21 protein-coding genes and 1 tRNA gene are annotated in these 25,315 nt (G+C 66.3%); 20 read left to right on the top strand and 2 right to left on the bottom strand.

The genetic code is table 11. The features are described 5' to 3' along the window. Nucleotides 1-165 precede the first annotated feature (165 nt). The 17 genes from EDF71_RS21965 (at nt 166) to EDF71_RS21885 (ending at nt 19,703) form a co-directional block, all read left to right on the top strand. Nucleotides 166-1,824, top strand: a complete 1,659-nt coding sequence (locus tag EDF71_RS21965; protein ID WP_133858663.1) for a Na/Pi cotransporter family protein — start codon at nt 166-168, stop codon at nt 1,822-1,824. A gap of 68 nt (nt 1,825-1,892) precedes the next feature. Beyond that, nucleotides 1,893-1,980: transfer RNA gene (locus tag EDF71_RS21960), tRNA-Ser, on the top strand. Between the two features lie 240 nt (nt 1,981-2,220). Further along, on the top strand, nt 2,221-2,757 hold the full coding sequence (locus EDF71_RS21955) for a hypothetical protein (protein ID WP_133858662.1): 537 nt from the start codon (nt 2,221-2,223) through the stop codon (nt 2,755-2,757). Between the two features lie 552 nt (nt 2,758-3,309). Then, nucleotides 3,310-5,400: a DUF11 domain-containing protein gene (locus EDF71_RS21950; RefSeq protein WP_133858661.1), complete on the top strand. Its 2,091-nt coding sequence runs from the start codon at nt 3,310-3,312 to the stop codon at nt 5,398-5,400. 226 nt (nt 5,401-5,626) lie between these two features. Further along, nucleotides 5,627-6,094 carry a sigma-70 family RNA polymerase sigma factor gene (locus tag EDF71_RS21945; RefSeq protein WP_133858700.1) on the top strand — a complete coding sequence of 156 codons (468 nt, stop codon included), beginning with the start codon at nt 5,627-5,629 and terminating at the stop codon, nt 6,092-6,094. Then, a complete protein-coding gene (locus EDF71_RS21940) occupies nt 6,094-7,089 on the top strand; it encodes a FecR domain-containing protein (protein ID WP_133858660.1) in 996 nt (331 codons plus the stop codon). Before EDF71_RS21945 ends, EDF71_RS21940 begins: the two co-directional genes overlap by 1 nt. A 144-nt stretch (nt 7,090-7,233) precedes the next feature. Beyond that, nucleotides 7,234-9,822, top strand: a complete 2,589-nt coding sequence (locus EDF71_RS21935; protein ID WP_133858659.1) for a TonB-dependent siderophore receptor — start codon at nt 7,234-7,236, stop codon at nt 9,820-9,822. Nucleotides 9,823-9,873: 51 nt separating this feature from the next. Beyond that, nucleotides 9,874-11,463: a PepSY-associated TM helix domain-containing protein gene (locus EDF71_RS21930; protein WP_208301115.1), complete on the top strand. Its 1,590-nt coding sequence runs from the start codon at nt 9,874-9,876 to the stop codon at nt 11,461-11,463. After that, nucleotides 11,460-11,783 carry a hypothetical protein gene (locus tag EDF71_RS21925; RefSeq protein ID WP_243854402.1) on the top strand — a complete coding sequence of 108 codons (324 nt, stop codon included), beginning with the start codon at nt 11,460-11,462 and terminating at the stop codon, nt 11,781-11,783. The genes EDF71_RS21930 and EDF71_RS21925 overlap by 4 nt, the downstream gene beginning before the upstream one ends. Further along, entirely contained in the window at nt 11,780-12,223 is a 444-nt protein-coding gene (locus EDF71_RS21920; RefSeq protein ID WP_133858657.1) for a DUF3325 domain-containing protein, read from the top strand. The genes EDF71_RS21925 and EDF71_RS21920 overlap by 4 nt, the downstream gene beginning before the upstream one ends. After that, nucleotides 12,216-12,521 (top strand): transcriptional repressor, encoded by a 306-nt coding sequence (locus EDF71_RS21915; RefSeq protein ID WP_021027622.1) that lies wholly within the window; start codon nt 12,216-12,218, stop codon nt 12,519-12,521. The genes EDF71_RS21920 and EDF71_RS21915 overlap by 8 nt, the downstream gene beginning before the upstream one ends. A 130-nt stretch (nt 12,522-12,651) precedes the next feature. Continuing rightward, the gene (locus tag EDF71_RS21910) at nt 12,652-13,155 is read left to right on the top strand and encodes a sigma-70 family RNA polymerase sigma factor (protein WP_243854401.1); all 504 of its coding nucleotides are present in this window, start codon (nt 12,652-12,654) and stop codon (nt 13,153-13,155) included. Beyond that, nucleotides 13,155-14,120 (top strand): FecR family protein, encoded by a 966-nt coding sequence (locus EDF71_RS21905; RefSeq protein WP_133858656.1) that lies wholly within the window; start codon nt 13,155-13,157, stop codon nt 14,118-14,120. The genes EDF71_RS21910 and EDF71_RS21905 overlap by 1 nt, the downstream gene beginning before the upstream one ends. Before the next feature lie 87 nt (nt 14,121-14,207). Then, nucleotides 14,208-16,643, top strand: coding sequence for a TonB-dependent receptor (locus EDF71_RS21900; RefSeq protein WP_166656616.1), 2,436 nt, complete (start codon nt 14,208-14,210; stop codon nt 16,641-16,643). Beyond that, a complete protein-coding gene (locus EDF71_RS21895; RefSeq protein ID WP_243854400.1) occupies nt 16,643-17,764 on the top strand; it encodes an iron ABC transporter permease in 1,122 nt (373 codons plus the stop codon). The genes EDF71_RS21900 and EDF71_RS21895 overlap by 1 nt, the downstream gene beginning before the upstream one ends. Then, entirely contained in the window at nt 17,761-18,564 is an 804-nt protein-coding gene (locus EDF71_RS21890; RefSeq protein WP_133858654.1) for an ABC transporter ATP-binding protein, read from the top strand. The genes EDF71_RS21895 and EDF71_RS21890 overlap by 4 nt, the downstream gene beginning before the upstream one ends. Next, nucleotides 18,561-19,703 (top strand): ABC transporter substrate-binding protein, encoded by a 1,143-nt coding sequence (locus tag EDF71_RS21885; RefSeq protein WP_133858653.1) that lies wholly within the window; start codon nt 18,561-18,563, stop codon nt 19,701-19,703. Before EDF71_RS21890 ends, EDF71_RS21885 begins: the two co-directional genes overlap by 4 nt. A gap of 1 nt (nt 19,704) precedes the next feature. Here EDF71_RS21885 and EDF71_RS21880 read toward each other — a convergent pair whose 3' ends face one another. Beyond that, nucleotides 19,705-20,628, bottom strand: coding sequence for a LysR family transcriptional regulator (locus EDF71_RS21880; protein WP_133858652.1), 924 nt, complete (start codon nt 20,626-20,628; stop codon nt 19,705-19,707). 151 nt (nt 20,629-20,779) lie between these two features. On the opposite strand from EDF71_RS21880, the gene EDF71_RS21875 reads away from it, so the two are divergent. From EDF71_RS21875 to EDF71_RS21865, 3 genes are read left to right on the top strand one after another with little or no spacing between them, the layout of a single operon-like run. Continuing rightward, on the top strand, nt 20,780-21,964 hold the full coding sequence (locus EDF71_RS21875; protein WP_133858651.1) for a CoA transferase: 1,185 nt from the start codon (nt 20,780-20,782) through the stop codon (nt 21,962-21,964). Between the two features lie 13 nt (nt 21,965-21,977). Then, nucleotides 21,978-22,994 carry an NADPH:quinone oxidoreductase family protein gene (locus EDF71_RS21870; protein WP_133858650.1) on the top strand — a complete coding sequence of 339 codons (1,017 nt, stop codon included), beginning with the start codon at nt 21,978-21,980 and terminating at the stop codon, nt 22,992-22,994. Further along, nucleotides 22,991-24,004 carry a tripartite tricarboxylate transporter substrate binding protein gene (locus tag EDF71_RS21865; RefSeq protein WP_133858649.1) on the top strand — a complete coding sequence of 338 codons (1,014 nt, stop codon included), beginning with the start codon at nt 22,991-22,993 and terminating at the stop codon, nt 24,002-24,004. The genes EDF71_RS21870 and EDF71_RS21865 overlap by 4 nt, the downstream gene beginning before the upstream one ends. Here the strand turns inward: EDF71_RS21865 and EDF71_RS21860 are convergent. Beyond that, on the bottom strand, nt 24,001-25,284 hold the full coding sequence (locus EDF71_RS21860; RefSeq protein WP_133858648.1) for an MFS transporter: 1,284 nt from the start codon (nt 25,282-25,284) through the stop codon (nt 24,001-24,003). The genes EDF71_RS21865 and EDF71_RS21860 overlap by 4 nt on opposite strands. Between the last annotated feature and the right edge of the window lie 31 nt (nt 25,285-25,315).

Genomic DNA, 25,315 nt, shown 5'->3' with positions numbered 1-25,315 from the left:
CCGCCCTCGCACCACGACGGCGGTGTTTTTTATCCATTGTTCACCCTTCGCCCAAACCCGCCCTGCCAGGCGCAAACCAGCGCCTGGCCTGCATAAAAAGAGACACAATGGCATTCGCCCTACAGCGCGGCGCGCGTATCAGGGGTATAGTGTCCGGTTCGCCTTATGAAACACTTGCTCAATCTTCTTGCCGCCATTGCGTTGCTGGTTTGGGGCTCTCATATGGTGCGCACAGGGGTGCTGCGCGTCTTTGGCGCCAACCTCCGCAACCTGCTGGCGCGCAGTATGAGCAACCGTTTTACCGCGATGCTCTCGGGCATCGGGGTCACGGCCCTCGTCCAGTCCAGCAGCGCCACCTCCCTGATGACCGCGTCCTTCGTCGGCCAGGGCCTGATACCGCTCACCGCCGCCTTGTCGGTGATGCGCGGCGCCGACGTGGGCACCGCCTTGATGGCGGTGCTGTTCTCGACCGACCTCTCCTGGCTCTCGCCGTTGCTGATTTTCTCGGGCGTCGTGCTGTTCATCTCCAAGCAGGATTCCACACCCGGCCGCGTGGGCCGCGTCTTTATCGGCCTGGGCCTGATGCTGCTGGCGCTGCGCCTGATCGTGGAGGCCACCGAGCCCCTGCTCGCCTCCGACGCCGTGCGCACCCTGCTGGTCAGCGTCAAGAGCGACTTCTTCATGGAGCTGCTGCTGGGCGCCATCCTGGCCATCATCGCCTACTCCAGCCTGGCCATCGTGCTGCTGATCGCCGCCATGGCCGCGTCGGGCGCCATCACCGGCGACATGGCCCTGGGCCTGGTGCTGGGTGCCAACCTGGGCAGCGGTGTGCTCGCCGTACTGCAAACGGCCAAGTCCAGCATCGAAGTGCGCCAGGTCACCATCGGCAACCTGATCTTCAAGATCATGGGCGTGGCCATCGTCTCGCCTTTCGTCGGTCTCTGGGTCACCCATGCGATGCCCTACATCAACGATGCGGGCCGCTCGGCGGTGCTGTTCCACCTGGCCTTCAACATCCTCAACACCCTGGGCTTTATCTGGTTCACCGGCGTGATCGGCGACTGGATGCGCAAGCTCCTGCCCAAGGAAGAAGCGCACAAGGGCCCGCAACGCCCGCGCCACCTCGATGCCTCGGCCTTGTCGACCCCTTCGCTGGCCATCTCCTGCGCTGCGCGTGAGGCGCTGCATCAGGCCGATGTGGTCGAGTCCATGCTGATCGGCCTGCACAATGTCGTGCAGACCGACAACCAGCAGCTGTCGCAGGACCTGCGCAAGCTCGACGACACGGTCGATGAGCTGTACTCGGCCATCAAGTACTACATGACCAAGATCTCGCGCGCCGAACTGGACGAACGCGAGAGCCAGCGCTGGACCGAAGTGATCAACTTCACCATCAACATGGAGCAGATCGGCGACATCATCGAGCGCGTGCTCACCGACGTCGAAAACAAGAAGATCAAGAAGCGCCGCCAGTTCAGCAAGCAGGGGATGGAAGAAATCAACGAGCTGCATGCCCACCTGCTGGACAACCTGCGCCTGGCGATGAGCGTGTTCCTCTCGGGCAATGTGCGCGATGCGCAAAAGCTGCTGGAAGAAAAAGCGCGCTTCCGCGACCTGGAGCTGGCCTATTCGGCCTCGCACCTGGAGCGCCTCTCCCACAACACCGTGCCCAGCATCGAGACCAGTTCGCTGCACATCGACCTGATCAGCGACTTGAAGCGCATCAATTCGCTGCTGTGCTCGGTCGCCTACCCGATCCTGGAAGCGGCCGGCGCGCTGGCCCACAGCCGCCTCAAAGACGATCCCGAACCCGCCCGCCACTGAGGCTGCGGGCCGGAATTCGCATACAATCCCTGCTGCTGCCAGGCGACCACTCCGCCCAGCAGCCTCCAGGAAGTTTGGCAGAGTGGTCGATTGCACCGGTCTTGAAAACCGGCAACCCGAAAGGGTTCCAGGGTTCGAATCCCTGAGCTTCCGCCAGAAATACAAACCAAGTGATTGCTGTCACTTGGTTTTTTTATTGGCAGCATGGCCCCTCCCAACCCTGACACGGGCCAGAGCCGACCTGGCAGCGCCCAGGGTATGCCAGTGCAGTGAGATCCTTGGCTGCCCCGGGCGCCCTCCCCCTCAGCCTGTTGTACTGGCACACCAACCGCTGCGCCCGGGCGCAACGCCGGCCACTACACTGCTCTGCAGTCAAGCACACCGGGAGCACAAGCCATGTCGCTGAGAGAGCATTGGCAGGAGATCAACGCTGAGGACTGGCAAGGCGCCAGTTTAGGGTCAACGGTCGTCGTGGGCTTGGCGGCCTTGTATGTGTTGGCGCAGCACCTGTGGACGGCAGAGCAATGGGTGTTTTTGCTGGACCATGCCAACCTGGCCATCCATGAGGCAGGGCATCCCATCGTGGGCATCTTCTCCGACCGCCTGGCGGTGTATGGCGGCACCCTCTTCCAGCTGCTGTTTCCGCTGTTGTTTGTGCAGCACTTTTGGCGCCAGCGCCAGAGCCTGGGCTTTGCCGCAGCCTGGCTGTGGCTGGGGGCCAGTCTGCTGAATGTTGCACGCTATATGAAGGATGCCCGCAGCCAGCAACTGCCCTTGGTGGGCGGTGGCGAGCATGACTGGACAGAAATCTTCAGCCGCTGGAACCTGCTGGCCAGCGATACCCGCATTGCTGGCTTTGTCAGCCTGATTGGCGTCAGCATCTGCGTGCTGGCGGTGGTTTGGCTGTGGTTCAGAGGCCGCAGCGACGGCTAAGGTCGCAGCGCCTCTGATCCGCGCCGAGATCACCAGTGGTGCGTATAGCTCGCCGTCAAGGTCGCACCGGCTGCCGGCAAGCGGCTGTCGTTCTTGCCGCAGGCCACGCAGGCCACGCAAGCTACAGCGGAGGCATGCAGTGGAGCCATGGTCAGCGATCAGCTCCAGGCCGCGAATGCAGTCGCGGTTGGCCGCCAGCTGGATGCGCTGGTTGCCATCGATGCGAAACCCGATCTTGCGCCCAGGCTGTAGGTGTTCGAATCGAACAAGTCACCCTGGCTGGCATCGGAGGCAATGGGCATGCATCCCTCAGGCAAGGCGCTGCGTCTGCCCCATCCCCTCTTCTTGAAGCCGCCCACCTGGTTGCGGCACGCCCCTTGATTTGCAACAAGCCAGCCCCGCCTATTGAGAGCGACTCTGATTCTCAGTTTCATAAACATTGTCAAACGCCAGCAGGCCTGAAGACGTTTGACATTGCCAGCCTCCCAAGCTGCACCAATCCTATTAATATGCATATTCAAATCAAATAAACTTATTTAAGATTGGAATAGCATGAAAGGCATCAGAGTATCTCTGGCCCATTATCTGGGCCTGGGATGTGCGGTGGCGGCACTTCTACAACCCATGGTGGTGCAGGCCCAAACAGCGCCCGTCGTATCCTGCAATACCGATCCCGCAATTTTCAACACCGGTATTGACGGCAGCAATGGCTACAGCATCAACAGCCCCAAGCTGGCGATTGGCAGCCAGGATGCCCATTGGTCGATTGCCGCGGCCCTGGGCGATATAACGACCACGGCGGCGGCCGCTGGCCTGTCTTACGCCCAGGGGCCGGTGGACCGCCCGGGTGCCGGCAATGGCGCCTGGGTGGAATCGCCCTTTGGCAATGCCGAATGGATTGGGGTGCAATATGGCCGGGATTATTATGTCTACAAATATGATTTCAATTTGGACCCGGCCGTCGATCCCAGCAGTTTTAATCTCAGCCTGAGCCTGTATGTAGATAACCAGGTCAAGCGCATTTTCGTCAATGACGCGGTATTTGATTACACCAACAACGGCGCCATTGCAGGGGTGGGTGGTTTTGGCGCTGGCGGTAATGTGCCCGTACTGCTCAATAATGGTTTTAAAACCGGTGCCAACACCCTGTATGTAGTCGTCGGCAACCAGGGTGATCCTTCGGGCCTGCTGGTGCAGTCCAGCGGCACCGCTTCCTGCTCGCCACCGCTGTCGGTCGCCAAGCAGGCCGTCAACAGCGATGGCAGCGCCTACACCGGCCTGGCCAGCGCCAATGGTTTGGCCTACTACGACATCACCGTCACCAATGCTAGCAACCGCGATGCCAGCGGCACCCGCCTGCAAGATACCCTGCCCGACGGCCTGCAAACCGCCGCCAGCAGCTGGAGCTGCAGCCGCCCCGCAGGCAGCGCAGCCGTCTGCCCCACTCCAGCCACCGGCAGCTTTCCGCTCGATGCCGTCTTGCCGACCCTGCCCGCTGGTAGCGCCCTGGTGTTCCGTGTCAACTCGCGCTTCAGCAATCCGCTGCCTACAGGCGCCACGGTCATCACCAATACCGCCACCATCCTGCCGCCTGCCAGCAGCACCCTCAGCTGCGATGCACGTGACGGCTTTCCCACCCCTTGCAGCGCTTCCGCATCGGTGGCCACCAGCCCCTTGCTCAGCGTGGTCAAAACCGTAGACGCCACCGCCCCACTCCACCCCGGGCAAACCGCCACTTACAGCATCACCGTCAAGAACGAAGGGGCAGCCGAGCTGACGGGCGTGGTCCTGTCTGACCCCCTGCCCGCCGGCTTTGCCTCGGCCACCTGGAGCTGCCAATCACCCGTCGGCAGCCTGGCCGTCTGCCCCCAAGCCAGCGGCAGTCTCGCAGCCGCTGGTGTACTGAGCCAGACCATCGCCAGCATGCGCGCCAGTGCCAGCCTGGTCTACACCGTGGTCGCCACGGTGGACAGCATCACCACCCGCATGGACCAGGTCAACAACACCGCCACGGTGGCGGCCAGCAATGCCGAATGGCTGTGCTACAACCCCGCCACGGCGCAAACCCAGGCCAAGCCCTGCAGCGCGTCGGTGGCAGTGGATCTGTGGCCCAACCCCGTCCTGCAATTGAGCAAGAGCGTCAGTGCCAGCGGCGCATTGCAGCCCGGCAGCGCCATGGTTTACACCATCACCGTACGCAATGCCGGTGCCGTGCCGATTGCGCAGGCGCTGTTGACGGACCCCGCCCCCGCCAGCGTGGTGCTGGGCGCCTGGACCTGCGCGGGCAGCGGTGCCACCTGCCCGGCTGCAACCGGCAGCGGCCCCTTGAGCGAAACCCTGGCCAACCTGCCCGCCGGCGCCAGCCTGAGCTATGTGATCCAGGCCCAGGTCGCCGCATCTGCCCCGCGCAGCAGCAGCCTGACCAACCAGGCCAGCCTCAGCAGCACGGAGCCTGGCGCCCAATGCCTGGGCGGCAGCGCACTGCCTTGCACGGCCTCGGCCACGGTCACCACCACGGCGGCCGAAGTGCCCGGCAACCCCACCCCAGTGCCCAGCTTGCAGATCTGGAGCGTGCTGCTGCTGGGTCTGCTGACGGCAGGCTTGGGCGCCCGGCGCCTGTCTGCGCGCCGCCAACGGGTCTAATCCTTCGCCCCGCATCCACCAGCCCAGGGGCGCAGCACCGCGCCCCTGGGCTTTGCTGTTTCTGCACTGCGCCCGCAAGCCCTGCCACCCCGGCCTACTGGGTAGAGCGAACGGAAATGAGAGTCATTCCTGTTTTTTGATAAGATCGCGCCTTTGCTCCAGGGCAATGCCCCGCCCGCCGCTGTTGCCGGGCGCTCTCACCACCACCACGGCCAAGGTGTTCCTCGTGCTTGCGAGCTACTACGCAGAACTGCTGAATTTCTTCTCCCGCTCGCTCAATGACCGGCAGGCCGCTGCCGATGTCGTGCAGGAGAGCTATGCAAGGGTGCTGGCCCTGCAGGCGCGTGAAGTGGCAGTGAGAGACCTGCGGGCCCTGCTGTTTCGCACCGGCAAGAACATCGTCATCGACGATGCCCGTCGCCGCCAGACCGATGCCCAGCTGCTGCAGACCCTGGCCCTGGTCAGCGCCGACGAAGCCCCTTCCACCGAGCGCATCATTGCCAGCCGTCAGCAGCTGGAGCACCTGGTACGCCGCCTCTCGGCCATGCCCCGCAAGCGCCGCGAGGTGTTTGTGCTGGTGCGCATCTACGGCTACAGCCACGCTGAGGCGGCCGCGCACATGGACATCAGCCTGGCTTCGGTGGAAAAGCATGTGGTGCGCGCTGTCTGTGACTGCATGGGTCTGGAGGCCTGATGGCAGCCGCCGCCACTGGGGCAGACAGCCCGCGCAAACGCCTGGAATACGCCTTGCTGCTGATCGCCCGCCAGCACGCGGGTGAACCAGCCAGCGCCGAGGCCGCCACACAGACCTTGGCCCGTTGGCGCGCGCAATCGCCCGACAACGAGACCGCCGCCCAGCAGGCGCTGCAAGGCTGGCAGGCGACCGAGGCGCATGCGCTGCAGGCGGATTTCGCGCTGCCCGCCAGCCAGGCCGAGCGCAGCCGCCAGCAGCGCCGCCGCAGCTTGTCGCTGCTGGGCACGGCAGGCCTGGCCAGCCTGCTGGGAATGGGCGGGCGCTGGTACTGGCAGCAGCCGCTGGCACGCCTGGCCCTGCAAACCGGCCATGGCCAGATGCTGGCCCAGAACCTGCCCGATGGCACGCATCTGGACCTGGCACCGTCCACCGCCATGGAGGCCGTGCTCTACCGCGATCGCCGCGTGCTGCAGCTGGCCCGGGGGGAGATCCGGCTGGATGTGGTCCATGACGCGCAGCGGCCTTTGGAAGTGCAAACCCCGCTGGGCCGGGTGCGGGTGCTGGGCACCGTGTTCTCGGTCGCACTGCGGGAGTCGGGCCTGCAGGTCAGCGTGGCCCAGGGGCGCGTGGCCGTATGGGGCCTGCACAGCGATGCGTCCCAGGCCGCCGATGTGGTGCTCGCAGCGGGCGAGGCGGCGCGCCTCGATGCCCAGGGCAGCCTGCACACCGGCAAGGTCAATGCCCAGGATGTCGGTGCCTGGCGCGACGGCTGGCTGGTGTTTGACCACAGCCCACTGCCCGAGGTGCTGAGCCGTTGGAACGACTACCTGGACCGCCCCCTGCAACTGGACCCAGCCGGCGGCCTGCAATCCCTGCACCTGACAGGCAGCTTCAAGCTGCGCGACCCCGCCACCTTTGTCGCCAGCCTGCCGCGCTCTCTGCCCGTACGGGTGGAGCGCCTGCCCGATGGCAGCAGCCTGATCCGCCGCCGCTGAGCCCACCAGCGCGCCCAGCGCACAGGCCTTCTGCCCCGGGCCGCCGGGGTCATGCGCACAGGCCTCCATGCGTCTGAAAAAAATTTGTCCGGTATATCGCCGCTGCTGCGTCTTCACCGGGACAACACCCTAGAAAGCATTCGCATGTACCGAGATTTGCCACCCCTTTGCAGCCCCGCTGTCCGCACCCGCCTGGCCGCCAGCGCGGGCGCCCGGCAACGCACCATCGCATGGGCCTGCGCGCTGGCCTGTGCCAGCTCGCTGGCGCTGCTGTCCCTGTCCAGCACGGTGCATGCCCAGCCCGCTGCAGCCCAGACGGCGATGGCCACCACCCAGTCGCTCAATCTGCCCGCCCAGCCCCTGGGCCAGGCCATCAATGCGCTGGCGCGGACCTGGGGCGTGGCCATCTCGGTGGATGCGGCACTGATCCAGGGGCGCAGCGCCCCGGCGCTGCAAGGCAGCTTCAGCCTGCAGGCCGCACTGGCAAAGGCGCTGGCGTCCAGCGATCTGGAGGCCATTGCCAGCGGCGCATCTATCACCGTGCAGCGGCGCAGCCTGGCCACCCACACCATGCAGGAAGTGCTGGTCACCGCCAAGGCCCAACGCGAAGAAGCCACCGAAGGCAGCGGCTCCTACACCAGCGGTCGCGTGTCGCTGGGCAAGGGCCAGGATGTGCGCGAGACGCCGCAGTCCATCACCGTGATGACCCACCAGCTGATCGAGGACCAGGCGCTGAGCACCGTGGGCGAGGTGATGCAGCAGGCCACCGGCGTGACGGTGGACTACGCCGGTGCCGGCGGCCTGGGCGGTCAGGCCACGCGCTTTCTCTCGCGCGGCTTTGAGATTGGCAATGTGCAGATCGATGGCGCCAGCGTCGACGCCTTCAGCCAGCAGCTGTTTGACCCCAACCTGGCGATGTACGACAGCGTGCAGATCGTGCGCGGCGCCAATGGCCTGTTCAGCGGCAACGGCGAGCCCGGTGGCGCCATCAACCTGGTGCGCAAGCGCCCCACGGCCCAGCGCCAGATCCAGGCCTCGGCCAGCCTGGGCAGCTGGAACCGCAAGCAGCTGGAGCTGGATGTGGCCGGCCCCTTGAACAGCGATGGCAGCGTGCGCGGCCGCGCGGTGCTCGCCCATACCGACAAGGATTTCTTCTACCGCAGTGCCGATTCCAAGAACAGCCTGCTCTACGGCATTGTCGAAGCTGATCTCAGCCGCGACACCAAGATCAGCCTGGGTGCCAGCTACGACAAGCTTAACGCCACGCCCTGGCGCGAAGGCATTCCCCGCGCCCCCAATGGCGATGACCTGCACCTGCCGCGCAACACTGCGCTGATGGCCGGCTGGAGCCACTACGACAAAAGCGCCAAGGAGCTGTTTGCCCAGCTCGACCAGCAGCTGGCCGGCGGCTGGAAGGCCAAGGCCCAGCTCAACTACCAGAAGGTGGACAGCGATGGCCGCCTGGCCAGCCTGAGTGGCGCGGTCGACCCCGCTACTGGCCTGGGCGCCGAATGGACTGGTTTTTCCAACGACTTCCGCTCCGAGAAGAAAAGCGTTGATCTGAATATCAGCGGCCCCTTCAACCTGCTGGGCCGCAGCCACCAGCTGCTGCTGGGCGCCGACTGGGCCAAGATCCGCGATGACCAGGACACCTACTACTCCGAGATGGAGACGGACGAATCGCTCACCAATGTCTATGGCTTTGATCCTGACAAGATTCCGCATGCGGTCAGCGAGCGCAAGACCCGCAGCTACCCCGGCTATGGCGCCACGCAAAAGGGCCTGTATGGCCGCGTCAACCTGAGCCTGACCGACAAGCTCACCGCCATCGTCGGCGGTCGCTACGCGAGCTACGCCAACGTCACGCCCTACTTCAACTACAACGCCGATGGATCGCTGCGTTCCAGCGGCAAAAGCTACTACCAGGAAAGCGGCATCCTCACGCCCTACGCCGGCCTGGTCTATGACCTGGACAACCGCTGGACGGCGTATGGCAGCATTGCCGAGATCCGCAAGTCCCAGGCCAGCAGCCTGCAGGGCCCGCTGCCCGGCACGCCGCTCGATCCCATCAAGGGCCGCAACTTCGAGCTGGGCGTCAAGGGCGAGCTGGCCGATGGCAAGCTCAACACCGCCATCGCGCTCTACCGCATCGAACGTACCGGCGAGGCCGCGCGCGACCCGCGCTACCCCGACACCGATGTGGGCGACCTGGGCCTGAGCTGCTGCTACATCGCCCAGGGCAAGATCGTCAGCCAGGGGGTGGATATGGAGATCTCGGGCCAGCTGGCGCGCGGCTGGCAGCTGTTTGCCGGCTATACCTACAACCACAACCGCAACAAGAGCGATGCCGAGCAGCTGGTCTACAGCACCATCACCCCCAAGCACCTGCTCAAGCTCTGGAGCAGCTACCAGTTGCCCGGCGACTTCTCGCCCTGGACGGTGGGCAGCGGCGTGACCGTGCAAAGCACCACCTATGCCAGCGGCACCGCCTACCCCTACAACCCGGCCACCGGCAAGTTCGACAGCGAAGGCGTGCCCTACAAGTTCACCCAGGCCGGCTATGCGGTCTGGAACGCCAGCCTGCAGTACCGCATCGACCGCCACTGGTCGGCCACGCTCAACCTGAACAACCTCTTCGACAAGACCTACTACAAGACCGTGGGCAGCTCGGGCAGCGGCAACTGGTATGGCGAGCCCCGCAGCGTCAAGCTGACCTTGCGCGGCAGCTTCTAAATGCCCAGGTCCGTCCCCGGTGCGGCGCGGCAGCCAGGTTGGCGCCAGACCATGTCCTGGCTGCACACCTGGGGCGGCCTGGTCTGCGGCTGGCTGCTCTGCGCCATCTTTGTCACCGGCACCTTGAGCGTGTTCCGCGAGCCCATCACGCGCTGGATGCAGGCGGCGCCTGCCAACGGGCCACCCGGCGCGGCGCTGGGCTTGCAGGACCGGCTGCAGGCCCTGCACACGGCTGAGGACTATCTGCAGCAAAGGGCGCCGCAAGCCCGGCAGTGGCAGATCGATCTGCCGGCCCGCGCGGGCGACGCCCTGCAGCTGTCCGCACGCGGGCCGGACGGCATGCTGCAAGCAGCACTCAACCCGGCCAGTGGCCTGCCCCAGGCGCAGCCACCCATCCGCCAGACCGAGGGTGGCCGGCACTTCATGTCCTTTCACTATTCGCTGCAAGGCGGCCTGGCGGGCTTTTGGGTGGTGGGTGTCGTGTCCATGGGCATGATGGCGGCGCTGGTCTCGGGCCTCATCGTGCACCGGCGCATCTTTCAGGATTTTTTCTGCTTTCGCCCCGGCAAGGGCCAGCGCTCCTGGCTGGATGCGCACAACGCCTCGGCCGTGCTGACCCTGCCCTTTCTGTTCATGATCGTCTACACCGGGCTGGCCTACTTCTACACCAGCTACATGCCCCATGCGCTGCAGTCGCTCTATGGTGAGGATCGCCAGGCCTACAGCCGCTACCAGGCCGATCTGAACGCGGGCGCACCGTCGGCGCGCCCCGATCTGCCGCCAGCCGGCCCCCAGCTGGCCCGGCAGCTGCAACTGGCGCAGTCGCTGCTGCGCCAGCCGGTGGCATCCATCGCGCTGCAGCGCCCGCCGCAAGGCCCGGCCAGCCACCGCTTTACGGCGCAGCTGGCCGACAGCGCCTATTCCAGGCGCATACACAAGCTTGCCGAGCATGTCAGCATCGCCGCCGACACCGGTGAGGTGCTGCAGGCACCACCTCAGTCCGAGCCAGCCGCCAGCGCGCGCGATGTGCACCCGGTCATCGAAGCGCTGCACATGGCCCGCTTTGGCGGCTGGACCATGAAATGGCTGTACTTTGTCTGCGGACTGGCCGGCACGGCCATGGTGGCCACGGGCCTGCTGCTGTTTGCCAGCAAGCGCCGAACCCGCAGCGACCATGGCTGGGGCCGGGCCACGCCTGCCGTCTACCGCTGCATCGATGCGCTGAACATCGCAGCGCTGGTCGGCACCTCGCTGGCCTCCATCGGCTACCTCTACGGCAACCGCCTGCTGCCGCTGGCCATCGAGGCGCGCGCCAGTGCCGAGATACGGCTGTTCTTTGCGCTGTGGGCACTGAGTCTGCTGCATGCGCTGCTGCGCCCCGTGCGCTCGGCCTGGCAGGAGCAGCTCTGCGCGCTGGCTTTGCTGTGTCTGGCCCTGCCGCTGCTCAACGCCGCCACCACCGGCCAGCACCTGCTGCTCTATCTGGCACAGGCCGATGGCCTGCGCGCCGGGGTGGAGCTGACCAGCATCGCGCTGGGCCTGCTCGCCGCCTGGGGCGCCTGGCGCCACCGGCTTTCAACACACACCACGCCCCCCGCCCGCGCCGCCCGGCCCGGGCCCCGCCAAGGAGCACGCGCATGAACGCCCCCGCCAAAGTGGTCACTGCTCCACAGCCCTGGCGTCATGCAATGCGGCTGGGCTTGCGCATCAGCCTGGCGGCCGGTGGCGGCTACCTGCTCACCGGCCTGGGCTGCGCGGTGCTGGCACAGGCCCTGGTACTGGCGGGCCTGCTCGCGCCGGCACATGCAGTGCTGCTCAGCACCTTGCTGGGTTTTGTGCTGTACACCGGGCTGCTGCTCTGGGCCTTTCATGTGCAGGGCCTGGCCCGGCTGGCGCTGCAGTTTGCCGCTGCCGCGCTGCTGCTGGCCAGCTTGCGCGCGCTGCTGGAGTGCTGCGGATGACCGCCTTCAACCACATCACCCAGATCAGCACCATTGCGTTGCCGCTGGCACTGTGCCTGCCGGCGATGATGCTGCTGAGCCAGGCCATGGACCGCCACTGCGAGCAGATCCTGCGCCGGGGCGAACCTGGCCGCCCCTTGCGCTGGGCCTTGCGCCTGGCGGCAGGCCTGCTGTTGGCGCTGGCGCTGCAGCGCTGCATGGCAGCCTCGGGCGCAGCAGTGGGCGCGGTCGCCTGGCTGGGCTGGCTCAGTGTTGCGGCATGGTGCCTGGTGCTGATCTTGAGTTACGCCCCCCGGCGTGGCACGGCAGCAGCACTGCTGGCCTGCTGCGCGGTGCTGCTGTGTGGCAGCTGGGCGGATCAGCCACCGGGCATTGACACAAATTGCCACATTTCGACAAACCGTCTCCAAACTGCCATGCCAGGATGCGCCCATGAATGATGACCACGCACCCCGCAAGGCAGCGCCCGCCCTGCCCGCTGCCCACTGGTTCAAGCGCAGCCGCCAAGTGCGCATACGGCCCACGCCTGCAAGGCTGCGGGTGCTGGAGGCCATCGTCCAGCTGGGCCGCTCTCGCGTCAAATGCGCCGATATCTCCTCCCACCTCGCCCAAAGCGGCGCTCCCTTGCCAGCGGCCACCATCTACTGCGTGGCCAAGGAAATGGCCCAGGCCGGCCTGCTGATGCGCGACCGCGAAGATGGCGGCTTGACGGTGTACAGCTTGGCCGCTGGCGTCTAAGGGCTCTCTGCAAACCCCCATCGAGGTCTGAACGCTGACGCGGGCGATGCGCCGCGAATGCTGCTCTGCAGCAAGGCTAATTCCGCCAAGGCTAGAATGATAATAACTATCATTCACATCTTTTTCTGTGGTGGACCCCTCTCGCGACCAAGCCCTGCATACGCTCTACACCTCGCACCATTCCTGGCTGCTGGGCATGCTGAACCGCCGCATGCGCAACCGCAGCGATGCGCAGGACATCACCTCAGAGACTTTCCTGCAGGTGGTGGATTCCAGCCTGGACCCGCGCAGCTTCCAGGAGCCACGGGCCTTTCTCACAACGATTGCCAAGCGCATCCTGTTCCACTTTCAGCGTCGCCAGGCGCTGGAGCGCCAGTACCTGGAAAGCATGGCCGCGCTGCCCATGCCCTGTGTGCCGTCGGTGGAAGACCAGGCGCTGGTGATCGAGGCCATTGCCGAGATCGACCGCATCTTGCACGGCCTGCCGCTGCCGGTGCGCACCGCCTTTGTCTACAGCCAGCTCGACGACATGCCGCATGAAGAGATTGCCGCGCGGCTGCAGGTGTCGGTGCGCACCGTCTCGCGCTACCTGACCCAGGCCTTGCAGCACTGCATGCAGGCCCAGCTGCGCTGATGGCCTCGCAACCCGCCTTGGATGCGACCACCCAGCAGGCGATTGACTGGATGGTCCGCCTCAGCTCCGGCCGCGTGCAGCCGGCCGAGCGCCAGGCTTTTGAACGCTGGCAGGCCGCAGACCCCGCCCATGCCCAGGCCTGGGAACGCCTGCAAAACACCGTGGGCCGGCCGGTGGGCGCACTGCGCGCCGTGGATAGCCGCCAACCCGGCCAGGCCCAGCAGGCGCGGCAGCTCTTGCTGCAGCCCCGGCGCCGCACCGCCCTCAAAGGCTTGGCCGTGGTGGCCAGTGCCGGCGTGGGCCTGCTGCTGCTGGACCGCTGGCAACCGCTGGGCGCCGTGCTGGCCGATTACAGCACCGGCACCGGCCAGCGCGCCCGCTTTGCGCTGCCCGATGGCAGCACCCTGGTTCTCAATGCCCGCAGCCGCGTCAACCTGGCGTTTGATGAAGGCCTGCGGCGCCTGCGCCTGCTCGAAGGCGATATCGTCCTGCAGGTCGCAGCCGATGCGCAGCGCCCCCTGGTGGTCTCCACCGCACAAGCCGATATCCGCGCGCTGGGCACGCAGTTCGCTGTCGAGCAACTGGCCGAGCGCACCCAGGTGCGCGTGCTGGAAAGCCGGGTCGAGCTGCGCAGCCTCAGCGGCGAAAGTGCCGTGCTGCGCAGCGGCGAGGCGGCCCAGGTCGATGCGGCAGGGCTGCAGCGCCTGGCCGCCGACCAGCTGCCCAGCACCGAGTGGCAGCGCGGCTGGCTGGTGGTGCAGCAGCGCCCCTTGCACGAGGTCATTGCCCAGTTGCAGCGCTACCGCCATGGCCTGCTGCGCGTCTCCCCCGAGGCGGCGCAGATCCAGGTGCAGGGCGTCTTCCCGCTGGACGACATCGAGCGCGCGCTGACCGGTCTGGCCGAGACCTTGCCGATCCGGGTGCAGCGTTTTGGCAGCTGGCTCACCCGCATAGATGTGCGCTAAAAAATAATTTTCAAAAACACTGTCCGGTTTCGCGTGCTCGATACACAAGCCTTCCAGATGCACCACAAAAGCACAGGGAAGTTCCATATGTTTCGCAGCACACCTCTCGTTCGCCGCTCGGTTCTAGCCGCCTCGCTGGCGCTGGCCGGCGCCTCGGCCAGCCAGGCACAAACCTCGCCTTCTGCCGCCACCCGCAGCACACCGGCCGCCATGCAGTCGGCGCTGGGGATCGACATCGCCAGCGGCCCGCTGGCCCAGACCTTGAACCGCATTGCCACGCAGGCCGGTCTGGTCGCGTCGATGGACCCGGCCCTGCTCGCAGGCCGCCAGGCCCCGGCCATCAGCGGCCGGCTGACGGTGGAGCAGGCCTTGCAGCAAGCGCTGCGCGGCAGCGGCCTGGCACTGGCCATCACCGCCAGCGGCGCGATCAGCGTGCAACCGGCCGCCGCATCCTCAGCCACCCCGGCCGATGCCGCAGCCGGGGCAGCCGCCGCCATCTCGCTGCCCACCACGGTGGTGCGCGACAGCTATGCCGGCGCCACCACCGAGCACAGCCAGTCCTACACCACGCGGGCGGTGAGCATTGGCAAGGGCGAGCATGCGCTGCGCGAGATTCCGCAGTCCATCTCGGTGCTGACCCGCCAGCAGATCGAAGACCAGAACGCCACCACCTTGGCCGACTCCATGCGCTATGTCACAGGCATGCGCACCAAGCCCACGGGCACCGGCATCGTCAACATCGAGGCCCGGGGCTTTCTGATGGGCAACTACCTGATCGATGGCTTGCCGGCCAAGGGCGGCCAGGGCATCTGGGGCAACACCTTGATGGATGTGGGCCTGTACGACCGGGTGGAGATATGGCGCGGCCCCACCGGCTTGCTCGAAGGCGCGGGCGAGCCCTCGGGCACCATCAACCTGGTGCGCAAGCGCGCGCATGCGGATTTTCTGGTGCAATCGGCCACCGTGCTGGGCTCCTGGGGCCAGCGCCGCCAAGAGCTGGATGTGACCGGTGCGCTCAATGCCTCGGGCACGCTGCGCGGGCGCCTGGTCGGCATCTATGACGACCGCGACAGCTTTGTCGATGAGGTCTACCTGCGCCGCAACACGGTCTATGGCACCTTGGAGTACGACTTCAGCCCCAGCACCACCTTGTCCATTGGCGCGACCGAGCAGCGCGGCAGCTCGCTGTCTTTTGCCGGCCTGCCTCTGCTGGCCGATGGCCGCAACCCGGACCTGGATCGCTCGACCTTTCTGGGCTCCATCCATGGCAAGAAGGACGACTACGCAACGCGCTACTTTGCCGAGCTGGAGCACCAACTGGACGGTGGCGGCAAGTTCAAGCTGAGCGCCAACCAGTTTCTGCGCGGCACCGAGTTTGACCGCTACTGGTCCAACAGCTACCTGAACCCGGTCAGCCGCGAGGTGACCATCCTGTCCACCCACCAGAAGTCGCGCGAGCGCGACCGGGGCATCGATGCCTACCTGTCGCTGCCGATGGATTGGAACGGGCTGGAGCAGACCCTGATCGTCGGCGCCAACTACCAGACCTACCAGGGCGGCCAGGTGCAAGGCAGCCCCAGCAGCTTTCAGCAGAATGCCGACCAGCCCGACCATGACCTGCTGATGCAGCCGCAGCGCATCGGCACCTTGCCCAAGACCCGGGTCACCAACCATGGCGTCTATGCCCATGCCCGTATCAAGCCCGTGCAGCCGCTGACCGTGCTGGTGGGCGGCCGCCTGGCCTGGTGGGAGACGCAAGACCCCGAGCAACCGGCCAATGACCAGTCCATCCGCGCCAAGTTCGTGCCCAGCCTGGGCCTGGTCTATGACCTGAACACGCAGCTGTCCGTCTACGCCAGCGCCAACAAGGTGTTTGCTCCGCAGACCGATACGGTGGTGAGCGGCGCCTTCCTGCCGGCCCGCACCGGCAACCAGCTGGAGATGGGCATCAAGGGCGAGTTCATGGACAAGCGCCTCAACGCCCACCTGGCGATATTCCGCATCCAGGACGAAAACCGCGCGGTGACGGACCCGCTCAACGAAGGCTTTTCGCTGCCCTCCGGCGTCGTGCGCAGCCAGGGCTTTGAGGCCGAGGTATCGGGCAAGCTGAGCCCGCAGTGGGACATGACCGCCGGCTATGCCTACACCGACACGCGCCATGTCAGCGGCAGTGTGGATACCGAGGGCCAGCCGTTCAACAGCTCCTTCCCGCGCCACAACTTCTCGCTGTGGACCAAGTACCGCTTTGCCGCCGAGCCACTGCGCCGGCTGTGGATTGGCGGCGGCATGCAGGCCTATAGCAGCAATGCCACGACCTATGGCAACACCACCTGGCGCCAGGGCGGCTATGCCGTCTATGCGCTGCAGGCGGGCTATGAGATCAACCGCCACCTGCAGGCCACGGTAACGGTGAACAACCTGTTCGACCGGACTTATTTCGACCGCCTTGCCGGCGGCCGCTACCGCCAGACCTACTACGGCGATCCACGCAATATCACCGTCGCGCTGCGCGCCGCGTTCTGATGGCCCGCCCCTCCACCCCGGCGCTGCCCGCAGCGCCGCTGGGCGCCGCGTCTGCTGCCATGCCTGGCGCATTACCTGCCTCTGCGCAGGCCCTGGCGCAAGGCTATGCCCAGCTCATGCGCAAGCGCCTTTGCCTGTTGCTGGCGATGGCCGTCGGCCTGCTGCTCAGTGTGGCGGCCGATCTGTCGGTGGGCTCCACCGATCTGGGCTGGGCGACCTTGGCCACCGCGGTGTTTCTGCCCAGCCAAGTGCCATTGGAGACTGCACTGATCGTGCAGGACCTGCGCCTGCCCTATGCCCTGATGGCGGTGCTGGTGGGCGTGGCGCTGTCGCTGGCCGGCGCCGAGATGCAGACCATCCTGAACAACCCACTGGCCAGCCCCTTTACCTTGGGGGTCTCATCCGCCGCTGCGCTGGGCGCCGCACTGGCCTTGGTGCTGGGCCTGGGCATTCCGGGCCTGCCGGAAGAGGCCATGGTGCCGGTCAACACCTTTGTGTTTGCCTTTGCCTCGGTGCTGCTGCTGCAGGCCACCGCCCGGGCCCGGCCTGGCTCGCGCCAGATTCTGGTGCTGTTCGGCATTGCGCTGGTGTTCAGCTGCAATGCGCTGGTGGCGCTGCTGCAGTATGTGGCCTCGCCCGATGCGCTGCAGCAGCTGGTGTTCTGGAGCATGGGCAGCCTGGCGCGCGCCAACTGGACCAAGCTGCAGCTGCTGGCCCTGGTCATTGCCTGCGTGCTGCCGTTCTCGCTGCGCGCGGCCTGGCAACTCAATGTGCTGCGCCTGGGCGAAGAGCGCAGCTTGAGCTTTGGCATCGATCTGAACCGCCTGCGCCTGGCATCGCTGCTGCGCGTGAGCCTGCTGGCCGCCACCGCCGTGGCCTTTACCGGCACCATCGGCTTTGTCGGCCTGGTTGGGCCGCACATCGCGCGCATGCTGGTGGGTGAGGACCACCGCATCTTTCTGCCTGCCAGTGCGCTGATGGGCGGGCTCATCATGTCGCTGGCCTCCATCGCCAGCAAGACCCTGGTGCCCGGCACCTTGCTGCCGGTGGGCATTGTCACCGCGCTGGTCGGTGTGCCGCTGTTTGTGTGGCTGATCTTTCGCAGCGGGGCACGCGCATGAAACCGCCCTCCCCCTTGCTGGTAACGGGCCTGAGCGTGGGCTACCGCCAGCGCCAGGTCATCGACCAGCTGCAACTGCCGCCGCTGCAGCCCGGCCAGGTAACTGCGCTGGTGGGCCCCAATGGCGCGGGCAAGTCCAGCCTGCTCAAGGCGCTGGCGGGCCTGGTGCCTGCCCGTGGCAGCCTGCAGCTGGGCAGCACTGCCTTGCATGCGCTGCGGCCCGCGCAGCGCGCGCAGTATGTCGGCTATATGCCGCAGTTCGCTGCGGAAGGCGTGGCGCTGACGGTGTTGGAGAGCCTGCTGGCCGCTTTGCGCAGCCAAAACAGCTCCAGCAATGCACCGGCCAACGCCACCCCCATCGAACGGGTGCATGCCTTGCTGCAGCAGCTGGGCATTGCCCATTTGGCCCTGCTGCCGCTCGACAGCCTCTCGGGCGGCCAGCGCCAGCTGGTGAGCCTGGCGCAATCGGTGATCCGCGAGCCGGCCATCCTGCTGCTGGACGAGCCCACCAGCGCGCTGGATCTGCGCCACCAGGCACTCGTGATGGGCACGGCGCGCATGCTTGCCCAGCAAGGCCGCATCGTCATCGCCGTGCTGCATGATTTGAACCTGGCCGCGCGCTGGGCCGATGCGCTCATCGTGCTGCGGCGCGGCAGCCTTTACACCAGCGGCAGCCCGGCGCAGACCTTGACACCGGCGATGCTCGCCGAGGTCTATGGCGTGCAGGCCCGGGTGCAAAGCTGCTCACAAGGCTGGCTGCAGATCGTGGTGGATGGCACCACCGCAGGAGACCCGCCATGAAGGGCCTGCAGCGGCTACTCGCCGTCCTTGCGCTTTTGCTGGCCACCAGCACGGTCGCGCTGGCAGCCTACCCGCTGCAGGTGCGCGATGTTGCGGGCCGCCTGGTCCGCATCGCCGCGCCGCCCCAGCGCATCTATGTGCAAAACGGCAACACAATGACCGCGCTGGCACTGCTGGAGCGCGAGGACCCGTTTGCCCGCCTTGCCGGCTGGAACAACTCGCTGGGCGACTCCGACCCCAGCCTGTGGCGGCTGATGCAGCAGCGCTGGCCCCATGCCACGCAGCTGCCGCTGCTGCCGTTTGACAGCGCAGGCCATGTAGATCTGGAAGCACTGCTACGCCTGCGCCCCGACCTGGTGCTGCTGAGCCTGGAGAGCCGCCCTGCGGTAGAGGGCGGCCGCATTGCCGCGCTGCTGGCGGCGCTGCACATTCCGATCCTCTATGTGGACAGCTCGCGCAACCCGGTGGCGCACCTGCCCGCCATGCTGCAGATGCTGGGCCAGGTGCTGGGCCGCGAGGCCGAGGCCCAGGCCTATCTGGACTTCTACCAAGCGCGCCTGAACGCCATCCAGCAGGTGGCAGCCACCGCGCCACGCCCGCCACGCCTGTTTGTCGAGATACGGGCCGGGCGCCTGGGGTTGGCGCAGTGCTGCTTCTCGCAGGGCAATACCGCCTGGGGCTACCTGATCGAGGCAGTGGGCGGGCGCAATATCGCCAAGCAACTGCTGCCCGGCATGACGGGCGATATCGCGCTGGAAACCTTGATCGGCCTGCAGCCCGATGTCTACCTGATGACCGGCACCCAGCGCCAGCGCAAAGGCGCGCGCACCATCCCCTTTGGCTACGACATCTCCGTCAACGAGGCCGAGCAGGCCATGGCCCGGCTGATGCAACGCAAGGGCCTGGCGCTGGCCACTGCAGGGGCCGGCGGCTGTGTGCAGGCGCTCTACCACCAGTTCTACGACAGCGCCTTCCATATCGCCGCGCTGGAGCACCTGGCCAAGATGCTCTACCCCGAGCGCCTGGCAGCACTGGACCCGGACCAGACCTACCGAGAGGTACTGAAGCGCTTCACCAGCCTGCCCGACGCGGAGTTTGTGTTCCACATCAGTCGCAACCATGCCGGCGAGCCTTGCTAGCTCAAACCGCCGTGCCCAGGCGCCAGCCCGGCGCCATCTTCTGGATCGATGAGACCAGCAGCTCGATCAGCGCCAGGGTGGCCGCCGAGGGCTGGCGGTTGGGCGCGCGCACCACATAGAGCGCATCGCCCACGCCTTTGACGCCAAAACCATCCAGCACCTGCACGAGGCTGCGCTGGGCGATGGCATCCCGCACGGCATAGTAGGGCAGCAGCACCACGCCCAGGCCGGCCATCGCGGAGTTGAACAGGAACTGGTAGTCGCCCGACTGGATTGACGGCATGCTCTGCACCTGCTCATGCAGGCCATCGCTGTGCCGCCAGAACTCCAGCCGGTGGTGGATGTTGAGGGGCGCCAGCAGCCGGGCGTGCTTGATGTCCTGCGGGGTTTGCAGCGCCAGGCCCAGGGTCTGCAGATAGGCCGGGGTGGCAAACAGCCCCCATTCGATGCCGCAGACGCGGGTGGCCACATGGTCTTCCAGCGGTGCCGAGGTGATGTGGATGGCCAGGTCCACCTTGGAGGCCACCAGGTCATGGATCTGGTCGTTGATCACGAGGCGCAGCAGCAGATCGGGATGCGCCTGGCAAAAGTCCAGGATCAGCGGCTTGAGGTGGAAATGCCCCAAACCGGTGGGGATGCGCACGCGGATCTCGCCACTGATGGTCTGGTGGATCTGGTCGATCTGCAGCTGGGCGCTTTGCAGCGCATTGAGGGCCTGCAGGCATTGGCCATGCAGGATGCGGCCGGCCTGGGTCAGTTCCATATGCCGGGTGGTACGGCGCAGCAGCTGCGCGCCAAACTGCTTTTCCAGCAGCGCCAGCCGGCGCGACACATTCGAGCGCGTGACGCCCGAGCGCTGTGCCGCATCGCTCAGGTTGCGCGACTCGGCAATCGCCACAAACAAACGCACCAGGTTCAGGTCCATGGCCGGCATCCCCTTTTGATTGTTGATTCTGAATCACCACTGATGGCTGTGCTTTGGCAGTTCCCAAAGCGGCTTCGCGTTTTTAACATGGGTCTCACAACAAACGTCCGGGCGGGTGTCGCCTAGCCCGGGCCATGCAAGGAGACAATACGTGACGCCAGAGTCAACACTGGGGTTTACCCCGCTCGCCGGTTTCAAGGTCCTGGATTTGAGCCAGGGCGTGGCCGGCCCCTACTGCGCCCAGCTGCTCGCCCACCAGGGCGCCGAGGTCATCAAGGTCGAACCCGCCCAGGGCGACTGGGGCCGCCATGTGGGCGTCGCCCGCAATGGCCACAGCACCTTGTCCAGCACCTACAACGCCGGCAAGCAAAGCCTGGCGGTCGATGCCAAGCAGCCCGAGGGCAAAGCGCTGATCCTGCAACTGGCGCGTGATGCCGATGTGGTGGTGCAGAACTTTCGCCCCCAGGTCGTAGAACGCCTGGGCCTGGACTTTGCCGCGCTCCAGGCGCTGGGGCTGGAGCCGGTCTATGTGTCGATCAGCGGCTATGGTGCAGACGGCCCTTTTGCCGACAACCCGGCGACCGACTCGGTCATGCAGGCCGACACCGGCCTGATGAACAGCAACCGCGATGCGCAGGGCGCGCCGCAGCGCATCGGTTTTTTGCTGGCCGACATTGCCACCGGTGTTTATGCCGCGCAGGCCTGCACTGCCGCACTGCTGCAGCGCCTGAAGACCGGCAAGGGCCAGCATGTGGAGCTGAACCTGTTCAACGTTTGTTGCGCGCTGCAATCGACCGCGCTGTCGGAAGAGGTGCTGGGCGGCCAGACCGTCAAGGCGGCCGTCAGCGCGCCCAATGGCATCTTTGATGCGGCCGATGGTCGCTTGACGATTCTGGCGCTGAACAACGAGCAGTTTCTGCGCATTGGCAAGGCGCTGGACCTGGCCGGCTGGGACAGCGATCCACGCTTTGCCAGCAATGCGCTGCGGCTGCAGCACAAGGCGGTACTGCATGCCGAGCTGGCCCGCGCCGTGGCAGACCGATCCCTGGCCGAGCTGCGCGCACTGTTCAATCAGCACAGCGTGCTGCATGCCGTGGTGCATGGCGCGGCCGATGTGGTGCAGCACCCGCAGGCCCGGCACCTGGCCACCTTCAAGACCCTGCAGCAGCCCGATTTTGGCGAGGTGCTGATGGCGGCCACCCCTTGGCCGGCCAAGCCCGGTGCACCGCTGCCTGCACCGCGCATTGGTGCCGACAGCCTGCAGATTCTGCGCAGCCTGGGCCTGGCGCCAGACGAGATCGACGCACTGGCGGCCCGCCAGGTCATCGGCCTGTGAAAGGAACTGCGCCATGAAAGCCATTGTCTGCCGCAGCTTCGGCCTGCCCCGCGATGTGACTGCCGTCCAAAGCACCGAGCCTCCCTCCGCCTTGGCGGCCGACGAGGTGCTGATCGACGTGCGCCATGCCACCGTCAGCCACGCCACCGGCCTGCTGATCGAGGGCAAGTACCAGAAGACCCCGCCCCTGCCTTTTGTGCCCGGCACCGAAGGCGTGGGCCAGGTGCTGCAATGCGGCAGCGCCGTGGCCCATGTTCAGGTGGGCGACCCGGTGGTGTTTATCTGCGACTGGGGCGCCTATGCGCAGCAGGCCAAGGTGCATGCCAGCACCGTGTATGCCGTGCCGGCGGGGCTGGACCCGCTGCGCGCGCTGGCGCTGCCGATCTCCTACGGCACGGCCTACACCGCCCTGCACTGGCGCGCGGCGCTGCAGGCGGGCGACAGCCTGCTGGTGCTGGGTGCCGGCTCGGGCGTGGGTGCGGCGGCCGTCGAGCTGGCCGCCCAGGTGCCCGGTGTGCAGGTGATTGCCTGCGCCAGCAGCGAAGACAAGCGCCAGGCGGCCCTGCGCCGTGGCGCGCAGCATGCAGTCGACCCGCAGCACCTGATCGAACAGGTCAAGGCGGTGACCGGCGGCAAAGGCGCAAGCCTGGTATTTGACCCCGTGGGCGGCGACCTGCTGCTGCAGGCGCTGCGCTGCACCGCGCAGAACGGGCGCATCGTCATCATCGGCTTTGCCAGCGGCACGATCCCCAAGGTGCCGATGAATATCGCGCTGGTCAAGAACCTGACGATCCACGGCTTCTTCTATGGCCAGTACATCGGCTGGACGCCCGCCAACGAGCGCCAGCGCCATGCCACCGCCATGCAGGCCATGATGGCCGCGCTGTTTGAGATGACCCACCGCGACGCCATCCATCCCGACATCTCGCGGGTGTACGCCATGAACCAGCTCTGCGATGCGCTGGATGCGCTGCACAGCCGCGAGGTGCTGGGCAAGGTCGCGCTACAAATACAAGGAGACAAGACATGACACAAGGCCATTCACCCCAGCGCCGCCAGGCCCTGCAATCGCTGCTGCATACCGGCCTGGGCCTGGCCCTGCTGGGCAGCGGCCTGCCCGCAGCACTTGCGGCATCGACGGCCGACTACCCGGCCTCGACCATCCGCATGGTGATCCCCTACCCGCCCGGCGGCCCCACCGACCTGGTCGGGCGCCTGGTCGCCATCTCGATGAGCGAGAGCCTGAAGCAGACCATCTTCATCGACAACAAGCCCGGTGCCAGCGGCATGGTGGGCGCGGCCCAGGTCGCCAAGGCCCAGCCCGATGGCTATACCTTGCTGGCCAATGCCTCGCTGCAGGTGATCAACCCCTCGGTCTACGACAAGGTGCCGTATGACTCCTTCAACGACTTTGCGCCGATCACGCAGATCGTCGATGTGCCGCTGGTGCTGGTGGTCAACAGCGAGCTGCCGGTGTCGAACGTGCAAGAGCTGGTGGCCTATCTGAAAAAGAGCAAGGGCACGGTCAATTTTGGCTCGGCCGGCAATGCCTCGTCGCAGCACCTGTCGGGCGAGCTGTTCAAGCTCAAGACCGGCATTGCCATGCAGCATGTGCCCTACAAGGGAAGCTCGCCGGCGCTCACCGATCTGATGGGCGGCCAGATCCAGCTGATGTTTGATTCGATGCCCTCGGCCATGCCCTTTATCACCTCGGGCAAGCTCAAGGCGCTGGCCGTGACCACCGCCAAGCGCTCCAGCTCGCTGCCGCAGATTCCGACCATGCAGGAATCGGGCATTGCCGACTATGCCACCAGCACCTGGTATGGCCTCTGGGCCCCGAAGAACACGCCGCCCGAGATTGTGGGCAAACTGGCCCAGGCCGCGCAGCAGGCGCTGCGCAAGCCCGAGGTGGCCGCGCAGTACCAGCGCATGGGCGCCGAGCCGGTGGGGTCGAGCCCGCAGGAGTTTTTGGCCTATATGCGCAGCGAAGAAAAGAAATGGGCCGAGATTGTGAAACGCTCGGGCGCGCGGGCAGATTAACCCACGGCGCGCAAGGCGATCACTGGCTTGCGCACCCACAGCACCGCCGCTGCCGCCACCAGGCAGGCGGCGCCGGCCACAAACAACGCGGGTGAGTAGGACGACAGCACCGAGCGCGCCAGACCTGCGCCATAGGCGGCCACCGCAGCACCGAGCTGGTGCGCGGCAAACACCCAGCCAAACACCAGGGCGGCGCGCTCGGGCCCGAACTCGCTGGCCACCAGCTTGACGGTGGGCGGCACGGTGGCAATCCAGTCCAGGCCATAGAACACGGCAAACAGCGACAGGCCGGCTACGGTGAACTCGGAATACGGCAGCCAGAACAGCGACAGCCCGCGCAGGCCGTAGTACCAGAACAGCAGCTTGCGGCTGTCATAGCGGTCCGACAGATAGCCCGACAAGGTGGTGCCCACCAGGTCAAAAATGCCCATCATCGCCAGCACCGAGGCCGCTGGCACCGGCCCCAGGCCGTAGTCACCGCAGAGCGAGATGAAGTGGGTCTGGATCAGCCCATTGGTGCTGAGCCCGCAGATGAAAAAGGTGCCCGCCAGAATCCAGAAGGCCGGCACGCGCGAGGCAGCGGCCAAGGTGCTGAAGGGCAGGCCCCAGCTGGCGCGGGGTGCGGGCGCGGCGGGCGCTGCAGCAGGGTCAGCGCCATAAGGGGCCAGCTGCATCTGGGCCGGGCTGTCGCGCATGAACAACAGCACCAACACCAGCACCACGGCCGATGCCGCCACCACTGGCAGCAAGGCCCAGCGCCAGCCGTACTGCGCAATCAGCCAGGCAGCAGCCGGCAAGAACAGCAGCTGGCCGGTGGCACTGCTGCCCGCCAGCAAACCCATGACCAGGCCCTTGCGCTGTACAAACCAGCGGTTGGCCACCGTGGCACCCAGCACCATCGCAGTCAGGCCCGTGCCCATGCCCAGCACAATGCCCCAGAGCACAAAGGCCTGGCCCAGGTTGTGCATGAAGAGGCCTAGCAGCAAGGCACTGGCAATCACGGCGGCGGCCAGCGCCACCACGCGCGATACGCCATAGCGCAGCAAAATGACAGCAGCAAACGGACCGAGCAGGCCATACAGCGCAAAGCGGGTGGCAAACACCGAGGACAAATCACGCACGCTCCAGCCAAACTCCACCGCCAGCGGCTGCATTAGCACCCCCGGCAGGCCCAGCGCCGCTGAGGTGACCAGCATGGCCAAAAAGGTGATGGCGGCAATCACCCAGGCGTAATGGATGCCATGGCGCTGGAGCAGCATGGCGAGTCGGGAAGCGAGCATGTTATTTGGAGGTTATCGACGGAGGAGCTAC

It is taken from the genome of Comamonas sp. JUb58 (assembly GCF_004364775.1).
GTDB lineage: Bacteria > Pseudomonadota > Gammaproteobacteria > Burkholderiales > Burkholderiaceae_C > Comamonas.
Note: the sequence above shows the minus strand (reverse complement) of the source record. Positions and strands in the feature narration are given on the sequence as shown.